At 66.8% G+C, this 17529-nt stretch carries 18 protein-coding genes; 9 read left to right on the forward strand and 9 right to left on the reverse strand.

From position 1 onward, the window contains the following. Nucleotides 1–10 precede the first annotated feature (10 nt). Both glgX and AB0M15_RS24145 read left to right on the forward strand, forming a co-directional pair. Nucleotides 11–2107 (forward strand): glycogen debranching protein GlgX, encoded by a 2097-nt coding sequence (glgX, locus tag AB0M15_RS24140; RefSeq protein WP_363823196.1) that lies wholly within the window; start codon nucleotides 11–13, stop codon nucleotides 2105–2107. Nucleotides 2108–2242: 135 nt separating this feature from the next. After that, the gene (locus AB0M15_RS24145) at nucleotides 2243–3040 is read left to right on the forward strand and encodes an SGNH/GDSL hydrolase family protein (protein WP_363823198.1); all 798 of its coding nucleotides are present in this window, start codon (nucleotides 2243–2245) and stop codon (nucleotides 3038–3040) included. 60 nt (nucleotides 3041–3100) lie between these two features. On the opposite strand, the gene AB0M15_RS24150 is transcribed toward AB0M15_RS24145, so the two are convergent. The 4 genes from AB0M15_RS24150 to AB0M15_RS24165 all read right to left on the reverse strand — a co-directional run bounded on the left by AB0M15_RS24150 (nucleotide 3101) and on the right by AB0M15_RS24165 (nucleotide 5949). Next, nucleotides 3101–3556 (reverse strand): hypothetical protein, encoded by a 456-nt coding sequence (locus tag AB0M15_RS24150; protein ID WP_363823200.1) that lies wholly within the window; start codon nucleotides 3554–3556, stop codon nucleotides 3101–3103. Beyond that, nucleotides 3553–4050 (reverse strand): sigma-70 family RNA polymerase sigma factor, encoded by a 498-nt coding sequence (locus tag AB0M15_RS24155; protein ID WP_363823203.1) that lies wholly within the window; start codon nucleotides 4048–4050, stop codon nucleotides 3553–3555. Before AB0M15_RS24155 ends, AB0M15_RS24150 begins: the two co-directional genes overlap by 4 nt. Further along, complete coding sequence (locus AB0M15_RS24160; protein ID WP_363823205.1) at nucleotides 4047–5354, reverse strand: alpha/beta fold hydrolase; 1308 nt, start codon at nucleotides 5352–5354, stop codon at nucleotides 4047–4049. Before AB0M15_RS24160 ends, AB0M15_RS24155 begins: the two co-directional genes overlap by 4 nt. 82 nt (nucleotides 5355–5436) lie before the next feature. Beyond that, nucleotides 5437–5949, reverse strand: coding sequence for a PadR family transcriptional regulator (locus AB0M15_RS24165; protein WP_363823207.1), 513 nt, complete (start codon nucleotides 5947–5949; stop codon nucleotides 5437–5439). Nucleotides 5950–6146: 197 nt separating this feature from the next. On the opposite strand from AB0M15_RS24165, the gene AB0M15_RS24170 reads away from it, so the two are divergent. Together AB0M15_RS24170 and AB0M15_RS24175 are read left to right on the forward strand one after the other, a co-directional pair. After that, complete coding sequence (locus AB0M15_RS24170) at nucleotides 6147–6998, forward strand: MerR family transcriptional regulator (RefSeq protein ID WP_363823210.1); 852 nt, start codon at nucleotides 6147–6149, stop codon at nucleotides 6996–6998. Further along, a complete protein-coding gene (locus AB0M15_RS24175) occupies nucleotides 6995–7870 on the forward strand; it encodes a transglutaminase-like domain-containing protein (RefSeq protein WP_363823212.1) in 876 nt (291 codons plus the stop codon). The genes AB0M15_RS24170 and AB0M15_RS24175 overlap by 4 nt, the downstream gene beginning before the upstream one ends. Here AB0M15_RS24175 and AB0M15_RS24180 read toward each other — a convergent pair. Continuing rightward, the gene (locus tag AB0M15_RS24180) at nucleotides 7845–8840 is read right to left on the reverse strand and encodes a DMT family transporter (RefSeq protein ID WP_363823214.1); all 996 of its coding nucleotides are present in this window, start codon (nucleotides 8838–8840) and stop codon (nucleotides 7845–7847) included. The two genes, AB0M15_RS24175 and AB0M15_RS24180, sit on opposite strands and share 26 nt — an antisense overlap. 30 nt (nucleotides 8841–8870) lie before the next feature. Continuing rightward, the gene (locus tag AB0M15_RS24185) at nucleotides 8871–9452 is read right to left on the reverse strand and encodes a dihydrofolate reductase family protein (RefSeq protein WP_363823217.1); all 582 of its coding nucleotides are present in this window, start codon (nucleotides 9450–9452) and stop codon (nucleotides 8871–8873) included. 141 nt (nucleotides 9453–9593) lie between these two features. On the opposite strand from AB0M15_RS24185, the gene AB0M15_RS24190 reads away from it, so the two are divergent. Both AB0M15_RS24190 and AB0M15_RS24195 read left to right on the forward strand, forming a co-directional pair. Next, nucleotides 9594–10079, forward strand: coding sequence for a hypothetical protein (locus tag AB0M15_RS24190; RefSeq protein WP_363823219.1), 486 nt, complete (start codon nucleotides 9594–9596; stop codon nucleotides 10077–10079). Between the two features lie 56 nt (nucleotides 10080–10135). After that, nucleotides 10136–10420 carry a hypothetical protein gene (locus AB0M15_RS24195; protein ID WP_363823221.1) on the forward strand — a complete coding sequence of 95 codons (285 nt, stop codon included), beginning with the start codon at nucleotides 10136–10138 and terminating at the stop codon, nucleotides 10418–10420. On the opposite strand, the gene AB0M15_RS24200 is transcribed toward AB0M15_RS24195, so the two are convergent. Together AB0M15_RS24200 and AB0M15_RS24205 are read right to left on the reverse strand one after the other, a co-directional pair. Further along, nucleotides 10417–10806, reverse strand: coding sequence for a metalloregulator ArsR/SmtB family transcription factor (locus AB0M15_RS24200; RefSeq protein WP_363823223.1), 390 nt, complete (start codon nucleotides 10804–10806; stop codon nucleotides 10417–10419). The genes AB0M15_RS24195 and AB0M15_RS24200 overlap by 4 nt on opposite strands. Further along, complete coding sequence (locus AB0M15_RS24205) at nucleotides 10803–11264, reverse strand: SRPBCC domain-containing protein (RefSeq protein WP_363823225.1); 462 nt, start codon at nucleotides 11262–11264, stop codon at nucleotides 10803–10805. Before AB0M15_RS24205 ends, AB0M15_RS24200 begins: the two co-directional genes overlap by 4 nt. A 135-nt stretch (nucleotides 11265–11399) precedes the next feature. Here AB0M15_RS24205 and AB0M15_RS24210 point away from each other — a divergent pair, with 135 nt between their 5' ends. Together AB0M15_RS24210 and AB0M15_RS24215 are read left to right on the forward strand one after the other, a co-directional pair. Then, on the forward strand, nucleotides 11400–11909 hold the full coding sequence (locus tag AB0M15_RS24210; RefSeq protein ID WP_363823227.1) for a hypothetical protein: 510 nt from the start codon (nucleotides 11400–11402) through the stop codon (nucleotides 11907–11909). A gap of 12 nt (nucleotides 11910–11921) precedes the next feature. Further along, on the forward strand, nucleotides 11922–12617 hold the full coding sequence (locus tag AB0M15_RS24215; protein ID WP_363823230.1) for an SDR family NAD(P)-dependent oxidoreductase: 696 nt from the start codon (nucleotides 11922–11924) through the stop codon (nucleotides 12615–12617). A 67-nt stretch (nucleotides 12618–12684) separates the two neighbouring features. Here the strand turns inward: AB0M15_RS24215 and glgP are convergent, their stop codons facing one another. After that, nucleotides 12685–15288: an alpha-glucan family phosphorylase gene (glgP, locus tag AB0M15_RS24220; protein WP_363823233.1), complete on the reverse strand. Its 2604-nt coding sequence runs from the start codon at nucleotides 15286–15288 to the stop codon at nucleotides 12685–12687. Nucleotides 15289–15537: 249 nt separating this feature from the next. On the opposite strand from glgP, the gene AB0M15_RS24225 reads away from it, so the two are divergent. Next, on the forward strand, nucleotides 15538–17526 hold the full coding sequence (locus tag AB0M15_RS24225; RefSeq protein WP_363823236.1) for a maltotransferase domain-containing protein: 1989 nt from the start codon (nucleotides 15538–15540) through the stop codon (nucleotides 17524–17526). The last annotated feature ends 3 nt before the right edge of the window (nucleotides 17527–17529 follow it).

Genomic DNA, 17529 nt, shown 5'->3' on the forward strand with positions numbered 1-17529 from the left:
CAATGTGCCGGTGACCGAAGCCACCGCCGCCCCGAATGCGCTCGGCCCATCGCCCGATCCGGACCTCCGGCTGGGCGCGGTGGTCCAGTCCGATGGCACGACCTTCAGCGTCTGGGCGCCGGCCGCCGAGCGGGTCGAGCTGACGCTGCTCTCCGCCGACGGGAGCCAGCGCAATCTGGACCTCGCGCACGCGGGTGAGTACTGGACCGGGTTCGTCGCGGGTGTCGGCCACGGGCAGCGGTACGGGTATCGGGTGCACGGGCCGTTTGACCCGACGCACGGGCTCCGGTTCAACCCGGCCAAGCTGCTGCTCGATCCGTATGCGCGTGCGGTCGACGGGGTGCTCGACTTCGCCTCGCCGCTGATCTACGACTCCTCGGAGGGCGACTCCGCCGGGCATGTACCGGTTGGAGTCGTCGTCGCTTCGTCGGAGCCGCCGCCGCCGATCAGCAGGCCGGTTCCGTGGACCGAGACGGTGATCTACGAGCTCCATACCAAGGGGTTCACCAAGCTGCATCCCGACGTACCGGAGCACAAGCGCGGGACGTACGCCGGACTCGCGCACCCGTCGGTGATCTCCTATCTGGTGGACCTCGGCGTCACCTCCGTTGAGTTGCTGCCCATTCATCACTTCCTGACCGAGCCGGCGATCGCGGCGCGCGGGTTGCCCAACTACTGGGGCTACAACACGCTCAACTACTTCGCGCCGCATGCTCCGTTCTCGTCATCGGGGTCGCTTGGTGAGCAGGTTGCCGAGTTCAAGGCAATGGTCGCCGCGTTCCATGCGGCGGGGATCGAGGTGATCCTCGACGTCGTCTACAACCACACGGCCGAGGGCGGCTTCGACGGGCCGACGCTGAGCTTCCGCGGGCTCGACAATCGCGCGTACTACCGGCTGACGCAGGGCGGCACGATGTACGACGTGACCGGGACGGGCAACTCGGTCGACACGTCGCACCCGCAGGTCCGCCGGCTGGTGATGGACTCGCTGCGGTACTGGGTCGAGGAGATGGGCGTCGACGGGTTCCGGTTCGACCTGGCGGTGACGCTGATCCGCAACGAGCGGCACGAGGTCGACACGGTCGGGCATCCGTTCCTGGCGGAGGTCGCCGCGGATCCGGTGCTCGGGCGGGTCAAGCTGATCTCGGAGCCTTGGGATGTCGGGAACTTCGGCTATCAGGTGGGCAACTTCGGGACGCCTTGGTCGGAGTGGAACGGGAAGTACCGCGACAGTGTGCGCGACATCTGGCGCACTTCGTCGTACGGTGTACAGGACCTCGCGTACCGGCTGTCGGGGTCGAGCGATCTGTACGGCGACGACGGGCGGTACCCGTACGCGTCGATCAACTTCATCACCGCGCACGACGGGTTCACCCTGCGCGATCTGGTCTCGTACGACCACAAGCACAACGAGCTCAACCGCGAGGACAACCGCGACGGCACCGACGACAACCGGTCCTGGAACTGTGGCTTCGAAGGCGAGACGGACGATCCCGGCGTCGTCGCGTTGCGCAAGCGGCAGATGGCGAACCTGATGGCGACGCTGGTGCTGTCGACCGGCGTACCGATGATCACGGCCGGCGACGAATGCGGGCGGACGCAGCACGGCAACAACAATCCGTACTGCCAAGACAACGAGACCTCGTGGTTCGACTGGTCGCTGCCTGGCGTGTGGTCGGATCATTTCGCTTTGACGAAGAAGCTTCTCGCCTTGCGAGCCGCCCACCCGACCTTGCGCCAATGGCACTACTTCTCCGGCCAGCCCGTCGTACCCGGCGGCCGCAAGGACCTCTCCTGGATCGCCCCGCACGGCGGAGAGATGACCGAAGCCGACTGGCACGACGGAAACCTCCGCACCATCGGTATGTTCCTGGCCGGCGACGCCATCCGCGGAACCGATGCCGACGGCAACGTTCCGGTGGACAACTCGTTCCTCCTGGCCCTCAACGCCACCGCCGAAACCCGCGACGTCGTAGTCCCCGACGCCTCCTGGGCCCCCGCCTACGAGGTGGTCCTCGACACCAGCTCCAGCGGCGCGACCGAGGTCGCCGCCGGCGCCGTCGTACCGCTAGCCCCCCGTTGCCTGGTCCTGCTCCGCGCCCTCTGACTCCCCCGGCCTACCGCACCGAATCGCGTTCTCTGGGTTGTTCATCTTCGTGAGGTACCTTCACTGGTCACCAGCTGTTCACCTCCGGGTCACCTCGCGTTTCCGGCGCCGAGGTGATGACCAGAGGGGGGCCAGATGGCTTTACTAGGTGCTGCCGAAAGGCACTACGAACGCAGTCAGCACGACCACGCGACGCCGATCGGCGTGCTGCATCAGATGGTGGTGCGGTGGGGTGACGCCGACCGGACGACGGCGCGGCGCGCGTTCCGTCGGTGGTGCGACGGGGTTGCCTATGTCGACGTGCAGGCGCGGACCTACGCGGAGTACTGGACCCGCCAGAACGAGACAGCTCTCCTTGGCGACGGCCCGCTCTGGGTTGTGCTCGGCGACTCGACCGCGCAGGGCCTTGGTGCGACCTCCCCGCTTCATGGCTACGTCGGTCAGACAGTCAACGTCTTGAACGAGTCGTCTCGTCGTCCGTGGCGAGTGCTCAACCTCTCCCGCGCCGGCGCCCAGGCGGCTCACGTCCTGCACGACCAGCTCCCGATGCTCGACAAGCTCGGCGTCGAACCGGACCTGGTGACCTGCGGAATCGGCAGCAACGACATCCTCGGTACCGCACCAAAACTGGTGCACAGCAACCTTCGCCAACTCATCCAGCGTCTGCCATCTCCCTCCGTCGTGATGGACCTCCTCCTCCCCAACCGCTTCTGGGGAATCGGCAGCCTCTGCAGCCCGTACGTCGCCGGCATCAACCGCACGATCCACGCCGCGGCAGCCGAACGCGGGCTCCCCGTCGCCGAACTCTCCCGCCACGTCCGCCCACCGTGGCGCGGCAAGCTGGCCCCCGACCTCTTCCACCCGAACGACTTCGGCTACCGGCCCCTCACCAACGCCCTCCTAGCCGCAATCCCCGCCACCGTCGCCCGCTGATCCCCGCCGGGCCCTGCCAGTCCTCACCAGGCCCCCGCCAGTCCTGGCCAGGCCCCCGCCCTAAAGCATCGCCTCCAGGCGATTGAGGGATTTGGTGCTCTCCCGGCGTACACCGATCGGGATGATCGCGGCACGGCCCGGCACTCGGACTCCGCCAGTGAGGGCGACTCTGGTGCCGCCGCCCGGTTCCTCGGCGACCGCGATGCCCATCAGCAGGAAACGACTCTGCAGCCAGCACCACCCTGGACGGATGGTCCCCTGCAGACGGGCCCTCATGCCGTAGTGGCTGCGGACCTGCATCCGCACCCGGTCCCCGTCACGTTCGATCCACTCGACCTTCTTCATGTCGGTCTGGAACTCGACGAAGGTCCTGCCGTCGCCCCAGATCAGATCCCACGCGTGGGCCGGCGTGGTGTCGTACACGCGTTCGGTCACCGTGGCGCCGGGGATGCCCGCAGCCAGCGCGCGCAACCGTCGCACGGCGTCCAACTGAACGTCCGGCCAGTCGTCGGTCATGATGCCCATGCCTTTCGGAAACTTGCCCGGGCTCGATGGAGGCGGGACTTCGCCGTTCCTGGCGGTACTGCGAGCAGCGCCGCCGCTTCGCGTTCGTCCAGTCCTTCGAGGTCGCGCAGAACCAGTAGCGCCCGATGCTCAGGCGACAACCGTGCCAAGGTGTCGCGGATGTCGACCGCCAGTTGCGGGTCACCGCGTGCCGGCAGCTCCGCGAGGTCGGCGGCGACCTGCCGCTCGTCCTGTTTCGCCACCCGGATCGCGGCGCGGATCGCGATCGCCCGGACCCAGCCGAACAACGCGGCCGGCTCCTGCAACGTGCCAAGCGACTTGAACACCGCGACGAGCGCCTCTTGGGTCGCGTCCTGCCCATTGCTCAAGGCGATCGGCGCGCAGATCCGCCCGACGTACGGCGCCAGCTGATCGAGCAGGTCGTGCATGGCGAGCGTGTCACCTCGCTGCGCCGCGCGTACCAGCTCGTCGGGTTCCTCGATCACGGCACGAACTCTTTCAGCAACGGCGTGACCCGGTCCGCACAGTCCAGCGTGAGTGCGTGCCCGCAGCCGGCCAAAGTCCTAACCGTTGCATGTGGCAACAACTCCGCGAAGCGCTGCGCCTGCTCGACCGGCAGCACGGTGTCCTCCTCACCCCAGATGATCAGCACAGGTTGCCCGGTGCGCGGCAAGGCCGCTTGAGTGACACGCCAGTCGAGGCCGCGCTCGAGCGCATACATCGCCCGGACGTTGTCACGATACGTGCCTGGCACCCACATCTGGTCGACGAGCGCCGGAGTCACCAGGTCCTTGTGGACAAAGAGATCCCGGACCGCTGCTTGCACGGCCGTACGACTCGCACCGAGCTTCGCGAGCAGCTCACCGGCGAGCGGAAGCTTCAAAGCCTCCCAACTCGCGGGGTCCGGCTCGGCCAGCCCGGAAGGCGCCAGCAGGAGGAGTTTGGACACCCGCTCGGGATGCTGCTGGGCATAGGCGAGCCCCCAGCCGCCGCTCCAGGAGTTCCCACCCAGGACGACCTGGTGCAGGTCGAGCTGGTCCAGGAACTCCCCCAGTGCTCCGGTCATGGCGTCCAGGTCGAAGGCGAACCCGGTGCCGTGTAGTCGGGTCTCCCCTTGTCCGGGGAGGTCCACGACGTACACGGCATGGGTCTTCGACAGGGCGTCCAGTTCAGGCTGCCAGGCCGAGGCCGGCGAGGCACCTGGCGACAGGAGCACGACTGGTGTGCCGGTGCCGCGTTGCAAGTAGTGGAACCTTGCCAGCGGCGTATCGACGTACCGGGAGTCCTTCGACGGCTGGGGGCTCGGCTGGGCCGTTGGCTGATAGCCGTAGGCCAGCAAGCTGACTAGTACTACACCGAGAACGGGTAGTGGAATGACTAGTCGCTTGAGCCACTTGGCCTGGAGCAATCTGACGTCGATCGCCAGGAGAGCCACGCAGGCCGGTGTGTAGAGCAACAAGTTGAGCCAGTAGAACGTAGTACCGGCGTCAGCATCGACGAAGGCCCAGACCACACCAAGCGTGGCTCGGGCGGCCAGGCCGGCTGCGAGGCCGGCGACTACGAGTCTGGCCAGGGTGGACCGGTCGGACCGGAGCACCGCGACTGCCAGGAGCAGGTGGAGTGCCGCGAGTGGCAGCACTAGTTGGGGGGCGAATGACGTCTCCCCACCAAGGACCGCTCGGGAGAGTGATCGTTGGTCGGGCGCGGGCCAGGTTGCGCCTGTCGCCCAGTAGACATGGGCTGCCGCAAGCAGAACGTGTGCGCCTGCGGCGAGCTTTCGGATCCCCATCTCGGCCCCTCCTCAGATGTGTGAACATCGAGGAAGAGGAGCCGTTCGGCCGAAACGTTCCCTGCGAGGTGCAGGTTTTTTTTCAGGCCTCGGGGGTCTTCGGGCCGTCGGCCAGCAAGAGGTACAGCGACCGGCGGGCGTCGGAGAGGATCTTGGCTGCCGCCGTGCGCTGCTCGTCCGAGCCGCTGCGGGCCACCTGGCGAGTGGCTGAGTGCAGTTCCTCGAGCAGTCCGCGCAGGTCGTCGGCGGGCTCTGCGTTCGCGAACCCGGCGAAGGGATCGGCGGACGTCTCGCGCCGCTCCTCGACGTACTGACGGCCGGCGTCGGTCAGGGCGACGAGCTTGCGGCCGGCGTCCGCGGTGACGGTCACCAGACCCTCGTCCTCCAGTTGGTTGATGGTCGGATAGATCGCGCCGGGGCTGGGAGTCCAGCGTCCGCCGCTACGGTCGGCGACGGCCTGCATCAACTGATAGCCGTGCATCGGCTCCTCGCCGAGCAGGATCAGGACGGCCGTTCGGACATCACCGCGAGGGGCGCGTCCGCGGCCTGAGCCACGTCCCGGGCCCCGGCCACCGCGTCCGCGGTGCATCGGCATGCCTTCTCCCATCCGCGGTCCACCGCGGCGGGGGTGTCGGTGGCCGCCTCGGCGGCCCCTGGTTTCAGTGTTGGGGGTGTTCATTGGTTCCTCCTCGATATTGTTCATGACACTAAAGATATATCGTTACCGTCATGAACACAAGCTCTGTGGACGAACTTGTTCCTGCCCCTGGGGCAGGGTGTTCACTGACGGGCATGGCAGAGGCACGGGAGATCGAGGGCGAGCTGACGATCGGCGAGTTCGGCCGGCGCTCAGGGCTGTCCCACAAGGCATTGCGGTTGTACGACGTATCGGGGCTGCTGGCCCCTGCCCGGATCGCGCCGGGGACCGGAGCTCGGCTCTACTCGACGAGCCAACTCGAGCGGGCCCGGCGGATCAGCGTGATGCGTCAGCTCGACATGCCGCTGGCCACGATCACCGAGGTGCTGTCCGGGTCCGACGAGGACGGGCTGATCCGGCTCGACCGCTGGTGGGCGGCCGAGCAGGCGACCAACGAGGCCCGCAAGGCAACGCTGGAGTATCTGCGGGACCGGCTGCTCCGAGCGCCCAGCCCCGGATTGTCGGCACGCCCCGTCCTGACCCGGTTCGTGCCGGACACCAAGGTGGCGTGCATCCGCGCCGATTCGGACCAGCAATCGCTCGTCGGCGTACTGGTCTCGTCGATGATGGAGATCCACGCGCATCTGGAGCAAGCCGGGGCTGAGGTGCCCGGAGGCTGGTCGGTGAACTTCCACGGACCGGTGACACCGGAGAGCGAGGCAACCGTCGAGGTGTGTGTGCCGTTCACCGGCTTGGTGGACCCGGCCGGGCAGATCGCGATCCGGGTCGAGCCGGCGCATTCGGAGGCGTACTGCACGATCACCAAGGACGAGTGCAGCTATCCGCGAATCATGATCGCCTACGACCTCGTCGACGCCTGGGTCCGGCGCTCCGGCTGGCTGACGACCGGGCCGGTCCGCGAGGTCTACCACGCCGGATTCCAGCACGCCGCCGGTTCCGACCTGACTGTTGACATCGCCCAACCGATCGAAGGACGAGCTCGATGAACTACGCGGAACAGACTTCCTACAGCGACCCGGGTGCGCACGCGGGGTTGTTCGACGCACTGCCGTCGGACATTCCCGGGCTCACGGCCGTCGTGCGCAATCTGCTGATCCACTATCGCGGTGGCGGGATCGAGTTCACCGGTGAGCGGTATCAGGAGATCAACCATCGCTGGGTGTCGGCGATGCTGGCCACCGACCAACGGCGCAACGCCACCGCGCTGGCTGTGCCACGGGAGCCGTTCGACCGGGTGGTCGGGTGCTGCCGCGACTACACCCTGATGACGGTGTCCGCCTTGCGGCACAAAGGGATCCCGGCCCGGAGCCGGGTCGGCTTCAGCTCGTACTTCGCCCAGGGGTTCAACCATGACCACGTCGTCGTGGAGTACTGGAACGGCGAGCGCTGGGTGATGGTGGACTCGCAACTCGAGCCGGGACCGCACTGGAGCTTCGACCCGCAGGACATGGTTCCGGGATGGTTCCGGTCGGCGGCCGAGGTGTGGCTGGGCTATCGCTCAGGCGAACTGGATCCGGACGTCTTCGGAGTGGACCCGTCGTTGCCGATCCGGGGCGCGTGGTTCATCCGCAACTACGTCTTCTACCAACTGGCCCACCTCCAAGGCGACGAGCTGCTCCTCTGGGACACCTGGGGCGCAATGACCGCCTCACTGGACGGCGCCGACCTCGACCTGACCGACGAGATCGCCACACTTTTGATTGCCGCCGACAATGGAGACGACGCGGCATCCGAAGTACTAGCTGCCCGGTACGCCGCAGATCCCGATCTGCAGCCCGGTGACCAGATCCTGCAACTCTCACCGGCCGGCGATCCCCCGGTGACGATCGACCTCAAACGCCGGGTGGTGGTGCCTTAGGCGGCGGTGGGTTCTTGGGGAGAGGTGGGGTTTTGGGAGGGGGTGGGGGTTTGGGGAGCATGGTGATTGCTACGGCGGCGAGGGTTAGGGCGATTGCGAGCCAGGTGGTGGCGGGTGGGCGGTGGGCGCCGAGGGTGTCGAGTAGGACGGCGCCGAGGAGTTGGCCTACGACGCTGGCCAGGCCGAAGACGAGTACTCCTACTCGGCGGACGACGGTGGTTGCGATGGCGATGATGGATACGCCGATGAAGCCGCCGCAGTACAGCCAGGGTTTGGTCGGGAGTTCGCCGGGTGTGGGTCCACGGAACAGGAACTCGATCGGTAGCGCGATGCAAAGTGTGCAACCGGCGACGACGAAGTTGACGAGTGCGGCAGCCCAGGGTGAGCCGGCGATGGCGCCGACGCGGCCGTTGAGTGCGGATTGCAGCGCGAGCGCCAGACCTGCGATCACCGGGAGGGCGAGAAGCCAGAGGTTGCTGTCCCCTGCCAGCTGATCGTGACCTGCAACGGCTACGGCGGCGACACCGGCGGTTGCGCCGATGATCCGGGGCATGGTGATCGCGCGCGGGCCGCCTGGTCCGAGTCCGGCGCGATCGACGGCGAGGCTGCCGGCCGACGTACCGCCGACGACGGCGACCACGAAGATGCCGACTCCCAACGACGCGACGCTGACGCCTTGGCTGATGACGTACAGAGCGCCACCGACCCCGCCGAGACATTGCCACCAGCGAAGGCCTTGTACTCGCAGCGCTTCACGGAGTTGACGGAGCGCCCGCCGGCCGCCGCGCGAGGTCGGGACGATCGCAAGCAGGACGAGGATGCCGCTAGCGGTGGAGATCATCGACGCGACAACCCCATCGCCGAGACTCGCCCCCAACCCACCATTGAGCCGAGCCTGCACCGCCAGTCCAACCCCACCCACCACCGCCAACCCGACCATCGGCAACTGCTGAATCTCCCGAACCCTCACCCCACGGATCCTCCCACGCCCCCACCGCGCTCACCGTCGTACGCAGTAGCGGATGTGAGTGGCTTCGGGGGTGTCTACGACTTGGAGGATGTCGAGTTCGATGCGCTCCGGGAGCACGTCGAAGAGGCGGCGGCCGTTGCCGAAGAGGACTGGGATTTGGTGGATTTGGAGCTCGTCCAGGACGCCTGCTTCGAGGGCGGTCTGGGCGGTGTAGGCGCCGTGGACCATCACTCGTCGGTCGCCTGCCGCTTCCTTGGCCTGAGCCATCGCGCTGGCGATCCCATCGGTGACGTAGGTGACCTTCGGGTACTTCGCGACCGACGGCGCCGGAGGGCGGTGGCTGGGCACGAAGATCTGTACGCCGTTCCGCTCACCACCCCAGTGATCGACCTGCTCGACGGTGTTGCGCCCGGCGACGATCGCACCGAAGTTGCTCATCTCCTCAATCACATCCCGCGCCGGACCCTCGACATTGCCGAACTCCCCGTCCGGCCCGATGAACCAGTCGTGCAACCGCATGAACCCGTCCCCACCCGGATTCGCCGGCTCATCCCCCGGCCCAGCGATAAACCCATCCAGCGACATCGACATATACAGAACCGAGCTACCCATGACCGATCCCCTCAGCTGCCCGAGCGCGGCCGTTCCGCCCTCTCCCCCTCCATACGAGTAACGATCCCCGACATCGACAATCAGCTCCCTATCGCTTGGGGCGAGGTTGCGATGGGTCGACCTAGCATCTACCTTTGAGGTATGGGTGAGATGCAGGAAGTGACGTTCACCGATCTGCTGCAACGGCCGACCGAAACCATCGACAAGTTGAAGGCGAGCCGGCGGCGGGCTCTGCGCGTGCACCGGCGAGGCACCGAAGACGACCTCGTACTGACCACCGCCTCGCGATCAGCTCAGGACGATCAGTTGGTGGAGGTTGCGACGCGCCTGCTGCGGGCGATCATGAGCGATCCGGTGGTGCGATCCAGTCATCTGCTGGATCTCGTGCCACAGGTCTTTCCCTGGCTTCGATTCCTGCCATCCGGTGACCGGATCGAGTTCGTCCGCGAACTCATCGCAGTGATGGATGCGAGCAATGACATCGACTCGCCCGCACCTGTGCTGCAGTTGATCGCCGAGTGGAGGAACACGGCCCAGGTCTACGCCGACCCCGAGCTTCTGGAGATCCTCCGGTCGGAGGTCATCGACGACCTCGGAGCGGTCCCGTCTCCCCCACCCGAGTCATGACCCATGGCAAGAAGAACGATCGGGTCGCTCCGCCTGCCGAACCCGGTTGCTGGCTGTTGAGATTTGGTACCACCGAAGCAGCCAAAGAATGGGAGGACCTGGTTCGGCAGGCGGGGGCCAACCTCTGGACGGCGTACGAGGCGATCCGAACAGACCCCACGCCGTTCCCGACGACCAGCCGGAACCATCGTCTGAAAGGCGAACTGGGCACCATCGGCGGACTCGAGCAATGGCAGTACGAGGTGACCGCCGGCGGAAGGATCTGGTATGTCGTCGATCCGGCCAAGAAGATTGTTTGGATCCGATGGGCAGGCACCGGTCATCCCAAGGCTACCGGCTAGGCGCGCCCATTTCCCTTGCTCTGCTTGGCTTTGTGTTGGATTGATTCGGCTAGGCGTTTGATGCGGTGGAGGCGGGCGTCCCAGGCTGTGGTTACTGAGGTTAGTTGGGCTACTGCTCGGGCTAGTTGGGCTTCGTTTACGTGGTAGAGCTTTTCGCGGCCGGCTGAGCGGGATTGGACCAGGCCTACTCGGTCCAGGACGGTGAGGTGTTTGGCTACTGCCTGGCGGGTGACGGGGAGTTGTTGGCCGAGGGTGGTGGCGGTGCCTTCGCCGGTGGTGAGGAGGAGGTCCAGCATGCGGCGGCGGGTTGGGTCGCCGATGGCGGACCAGAGGTCGTCGTCGACCGTGGTCGGCGCAGGGGTGGCGGATGGAGCGGTTGGGGTCATGAGCGCGCCTCCAGCGTTGCGACGTACACGGGTAGGCGGGGCAGGAAGTAGTCCCAGCCGGTGGCGTGGTCGTTGTACTGCGCTTCCAGTACTGCGGCCTCCCAGCCCATCTCGCGGAAGCCGGTCTCGGTCATCTTGACCAGCGTGCCCTCACCGGACGGGATCAGGTCGAAGGTGACGAGCAACGAGTTGCCCTCCTTCGCGACGTCGCCGACCGGGTGGGTCCAGCGGAACGAGAACATCCGGGGCGGAGCAGCGTCGACGACGGTGAACTGGACGACCTGGCCGCCGGCATCGGGGTCGCCGAAGGAGATCACCCCGTCAGCGCCGGGCGTCGGCTCGTACCGGGCGTCGTCCGGCCACCACTCCTTGAGGTGCTCGGGACTGCTCACCACCTCGAAGACGATCTCAGGTGAGGCGCCGACGTAGATCTCGCGTTCGAGCGTTCCGAACTCCATGCCATCCTCCTGCAATCCTTGGTTGCGGATCACCTTAGCCTGCGATCACACCGATAAGCAACAGATGGTTGCGCATTAGGTCAATCCCCGACTAAGCTCATGTGCAACCAAATGTTGCATCAACGAGGAGAGACCATGAACACCACGACGGTTGAGGAAACGTTCCAGGCACTGCTGGATGCGGCTGGTACTGTCGCCGCGGCAGGCGATTCGGTCATCACCCCGGCCGCCGGCGAGTGGAATGCGGAGCAGGTCCTGGCACACGTGGCGATCGTCAACGCCACCACCATCGCGGCCGCCGCGTCGATTGCCGCGGGCACCGTTACGGCGTACGACAACCGGATCGCGCACGACCCCTGGACACTCGATCACGTCATCGCGGTGACCGGCGGGATCACCGGACTTCAGGAGCGTATCCGGCGTCAGGGCAAGGCCCTCTGCACCTTCTACGACGACGGCTTGAGTGCGGACGAGCTGGACACCTCGGTGCCGACCCTGCTCGTGTCGCACGACACCATTCAGGTCAACCAGCCGCTGCCGCTGCGGGTACTGCTCGACGGCCTGGTCGACTCCGAGCTTCCAGGGCACACTCAGCAGCTTCTGGCCTTGCTCCCAAACAGCTCTCGGGTTGGTACGGCCGCGTGATATCTCTGGAATGTGTCCACCAGAGTCGCACTGATCACCGGGGCCAATCGGGGAATCGGCGCTGAGCTTGCCAGGCAGCTCCACGAGCAGGGGTGGACGGTGCTGCTCGGCGTACGGGATCTCGGCAAAGGGCGGGAGACCGCGCGGGCCATCAGCGCAAGCAGCGAGCGATTGCTGCCGGTCAAGCTGGATGTGAGCGATCCCGACGATGCTGCGACGGCTGCCGAGTGGGCGGCGGAGCGGGTCGGGCAGGTCGATGCGGTGATCAACAATGCGGCGATTCTGTACGACCCTGCCGAACGCGCGATCAGCGTTGATCTCGGGTCGGTTCATCGGGCGATGGAGACCAACCTGTACGGAGCCTGGCGGGTGAGTCAGGCGTTCCTGCCGCTACTGAGGCGGAGCGACCATCCGCGGATCGTCAACGTGTCGAGCGAAGGCGGGGCGATCAGCGAGATGACCGGCGGAGCGCCGGCGTACAACGTCTCCAAGGCAGCACTCAACGCGTTGACGCGACTGCTCGCCGGAGAACTGCGCCGCGACCGCATCCTCGTGAACGCAATCTGCCCAGGCTGGACCGACACGGACATGGGCCAAGGCGGCCGCCCGGTCCGCGACGGAGCCCGAAGCGTCCTCTGGGGCGTCAACCTCCCCGACGACGGCCCCACCGGCGGCTTCTTCCGCGACGGACGACCGCTGCCCTGGTGAGTACATTGCCAAATACGGAAAACGCGGGCCTCGCCTAGTGAGGTAGGCGAGGCCCGCGTTCAGTTGGTCAGAATTCGGAGCCTGCGGGGAGGTCCGGGGTTTCTGGGTCTTCCGGGTCGGAAGGGCCGGCTGCCAGGCCTAGTTCTGCTGGGCTGGCCAGCATCGGGTTCTTCGGGAGGACGCGGACCGTGTAGCCGAAGGGGCCGGTGCGGTCCAGCTTCAGTTCGCCCTCGTAGCGGTGGCGGTTGCCCTCGTACGTTTCGGCCAGCGACAGCGATACCCGGACCGGGTCGGTGATCTCGTCTTCCGAGTTCACGCGGCCGTGCAGGGCTTCTACGTCGATGTCCGCGGGAGTCAGATCGCCGAGCGTCACGAACGCCCGGATGCCGACGGTCGTGCCGAGCTGCGGCACATCGCCCAGGCCCTGCAGTTCGACGTGGTCGACGCGGATGGCCGGCCAGGCTGCCCGGACCTGACGCTTCCACGCGGCCAGGGCGCGCGCACCTTCGTACGTCGAGTTGAGTCGACGCGAAGACTCGGCCGCCGGGACGTAAAGCTGCTGGACGTAGTCGCGAACCATCCTCGTCGCCAGCACCTTCGGGCCGAGCTCCTTGATCGTGTGCCGCAGCATCTCGATCCAGCGGCCCGGCACCTCGCCGTCATAGAACCGCGGCGCGACCTGCTTCTCGATCAGGTCGTACAGAGCGTGCGCCTCGAGGTCATCGCGACGATCCGTGTCCTCGATGCCCTCGGCCGACGGGATCGCCCAGCCGAACTCGTCGTCGTACCACTCGTCCCACCAACCGTCGCGGATCGAGAGGTTCAGCGCGCCGTTCAGAGCAGCCTTCATACCCGACGTGCCACACGCCTCGTACGGACGCAGCGGGTTGTTCAGCCACACGTCGCAACCCGGGTACATCGGCTGCGCCAACGCGATGTCGTAGTCAGGCACGAAGACGATGCGGTGCCGCACCTCGGGGTCGTCGGCGAAGCGAACCATCTCCTGGATCAGCTTCTTGCCACCCTCGTCAGCCGGGTGCGCCTTGCCCGCGATGACGATCTGGATCGGCTTCGTCGGGTGCAGCAGCAGAGCCTTCAGCCGCGCAGGGTCACGCAGCATCAAGGTGAGCCGCTTGTACGACGGTACGCGCCGGGCAAACCCCATCGTCAGCACGTCGGGGTCCAGGATCGAGTCCACCCACCCCAGCTCGGCCTCCGAAGCGCCCCGGTTCACCCAGGACGCGCGGACCCGGGCGCGGGTGTCGTCGATGAAGCGCTGCCGCAGCATCCGCTTCGTCTCCCACAACTGCGCGTCGGTGGTCTTGTCGAGGCCCTCGAAGATGCCCTCGCCGTCAACTGCCGTGTCCGTGTTGGCATACGTCAGCTGGTGGATCTCGCGTGCCACCCAGGTCGGCGCGTGCACACCGTTGGTGATCGAGGTGATCGGCACGTCGGTCGGGTCGAAGCTCGGCCACAGACCGGCGAACATCCCCCGGCTGACGACACCGTGCAGCTTCGAGACGCCATTGGCCCGCTGCGCCAGCCGCAGACCCATGATCGCCATGTTGAAGACCGACGGGTCGCCGTTCTCGAAGTCCTCGGCGCCGAGCGCGAGGATCCGGTCGATCGGCACACCCTCGCCGAACACGTCCGGCGAGAAGTGCTGCTGGATCAGCTCGACCGGGAACCGGTCGATACCGGCCGGGACCGGCGTGTGGGTGGTGAAGACAGTGCCGCCGCGGGCCACCTCGAGCGCAGTGTCGAAGTCGAGCGACTGGTCGGTGGCAAGCTCACGGATCCGCTCGACGCCGAGGAAGCCGGCGTGACCCTCGTTGGTGTGGAAGACCTCGGGCGCCGCGTGGCCGGTGACCCGGCAGAACTCGCGGACGGCGCGGACGCCACCGACACCCAGCAGGAGCTCCTGCAGCAGCCGGTGCTCGGTCGTACCGCCGTACAGCCGGTCGGTGACCTCGCGCTCGGCGGGCTCGTTGTCCTCCATGTCGGCGTCGAGCATCAGCAGCGGCACCCGGCCGACCTGGGCGACCCAGATCTGCGCGCACAGCTTGCGCTCGCCCGGCAGGTTCACGCTGATGGTGGCCGGCGCATCGTCGGCGTCGCGCAGCAGGCTGATCGGCAGACCGTCGGGGTCCACCAGCGGGTACCGCTCCTGCTGCCAGCCTTCACGGTTCAGCGACTGGCCGAAGTACCCGTGCCGGTAGAGCAGGCCGACACCGATCAGCGGTACGCCGAGGTCGCTCGCGGCCTTCAGGTGGTCACCGGCCAGGATGCCGAGACCGCCCGAGTACTGCGGCAGCACGTGGGTGATGCCGAACTCCGGGGAGAAGTAGGCCACCGAGCTGACCGGCGAACCGGCCTCGGCCTGGAACCACCGATCGTCGGTCACGTAGCCGTTCAGGTCGGCAACAGCCAGCTCCAGCCTGCGGAGGAAGGCGTGGTCGTTCGCCAGCTCGTCGAGCCGGGCCGCCGGTACCTCACCGAGAAGCCGAACCGGGTCACCACCGGTACTGCGCCACAACAGCGGGTCGACGGCCTCGAAGACGTCTTGCGTCTCCGGGTGCCAGACCCAGCGCAGGTTGTTCACCAGGGTGCCGAGACCGGTCAGCGGCTCGGGCAGGACAGGGCGGACGGAGAATCGTCGTATCGCTCGCACCGGGACACCGTACCGGCCCGAAGCGCCGACAGCACCCTCGGGATGCATCGATCTTGCAACGCGAGCAAGAACTTGCAGACCAGACCACTAACCCCTGAGGATCACTGCGTATCAGCCTGTGAGCAACCAATCCAGAGTTTGGCCCAAACCGTGATGCCCGCATGGCGCGTCGACGTACTGGGAACCGATAGCGTGAGTGTTGTACTTCCCTGTTCCTGCTACTGCGGAAAGCGAAGGTTCGTTAACTCCATGACTGGGCGCATCCCGATCACCGACGTCACCCCGACCGTCGACGCCGGAGCGTATCCGGCCAAGTCGTCGGTGGGCGAGACCTTCACCATCGCGGCCACCGTGTTCCGCGAAGGCCACGACGCGGTGAACGCGAACGTCGTGCTGACGTCGCCGACGGGACAGACCAGACGGATGCTGATGACGCCCGTCGGGCAGGGCACCGACCGCTGGACCGTCGACGTCACCCTGCAGGAGCAGGGCGCGTGGACGTTCGCGGTCGAGGGCTGGAGCGATCCGTACGGCACCTGGCGGCACAACGCCGAGATCAAGATCCCGGCCGGTATCGACGTCGACCTGATGTTCGCCGAGGGCGCAGCCTTCTTCGATCGGGCCGCTGCCGGCGTACCGCCCGCAGTACGGGTGGATCGTTCGACCCTGAGCGATGCGGCCCAGGCGCTGGCGAACGGCGCATTGCCGGCCGAGGCGCGACTGGCCGCGGGGATTTCGCCGCAGGTCCGCTCGGCGCTCGGTCGCTATCCGGTGCGCGAGCTGATCACCTCCTCCGAGACGTACCCGGTGTGGGTGGATCGCCAGCTCGCGTTGTACGGCAGCTGGTACGAGTTCTTCCCCCGCTCCGAAGGCGCCTACTACGACGACGAGAAGCAGGAGTGGGTGTCGGGCAACTTCAAGACCGCCACCCAGCGCCTCGACGCCGTCGCCGCGATGGGCTTCGACGTGCTCTACGTGCCGCCGATCCACCCGATCGGCAAGTCGTATCGCAAGGGTCCGAACAACACGCTCGACCCGAAGCCGGGCGACCCCGGCTCCCCCTGGGCGATCGGCAGCTCCGAGGGCGGGCACGACGCGATCCACCCGGAGCTCGGCACCTTCGACGACTTCGACGCGTTCGTCGGCCGGGCCCGCGAGCTCGGTCTCGAGGTGGCCATCGACTTCGCCCTGCAGGCCTCGCCGGACCACCCGTGGGTGACCGAGCACCCGAAGTGGTTCAACGTCCGCGCGGACGGCTCGATCGCGTACGCCGAGAACCCGCCGAAGAAGTACCAGGACATCTACCCGATCAACTTCGACAACGATCCCGAAGGCATCTACGCCGAGGTACTGCGGATCCTGAAGCTGTGGATCTCACACGGCGTGACCGTGTTCCGGGTCGACAACCCGCACACCAAGCCGGTCAACTTCTGGGAATGGATCCTCGGCGAGATCCGGAAGACCGACCCCGACGTGATCTTCCTGTCCGAGGCGTTCACCCGGCGGCCGATGATGCAGGAGCTGGCCAAGGTCGGCTTCCACCAGTCGTACACGTACTTCACCTGGCGAAACGAGAAGTGGGAGCTGGAGGAGTACCTGGAGGAGCTGACCAAGGAGACCGGCCACTTCCTGCGGCCGAACTTCTTCGTCAACACCCCGGACATCCTGACGGCCTACCTGCAGTACGGCGGCCCTGGCGCGTTCAAGATCCGCTCGGCCATCGCGGCGACCTCGTCGCCGGCCTGGGGTGTATACGCGGGCTTCGAACTGTATGAGCACGTCGCGCTGCGGCCGGGCTCCGAGGAGTATCTCGACACCGAGAAGTTCCAGCTCCGCCCGCGCGACTGGGATGCGGCCGCGGCGGAGAACCGCACGCTCGCCCCGTACCTGACCCTGCTCAACAACATCCGCCGTCGCCACCCGGCGCTGCAGCAGCTGCGCAACCTCAGCCTGCACACGGTCGACGACGAGCAGATCATGTGCTTCTCCAAGCGCGTCACCGGCCCCGACGGCCACAGCGACACCGTCATCGTCGTGGTGAACACCGACCCGCACTCGGTCCGCGAGTCCCTCGTCCACCTCGACATGGCCGCGCTCGGCATGCGTCCCGAGGACACCTTCACCGTGTACGACGAGATCACCGGCGCCACCTGGCGCTGGGGCCAGCAGAACTACGTGAAACTCGACCCCAACGGCGACCCCTGCCACATCCTCGCCGTCCGCCGCGGCCAGGCCTGATCA

Source organism: Kribbella sp. NPDC051718, from assembly GCF_040681515.1.
GTDB lineage: Bacteria > Actinomycetota > Actinomycetes > Propionibacteriales > Kribbellaceae > Kribbella.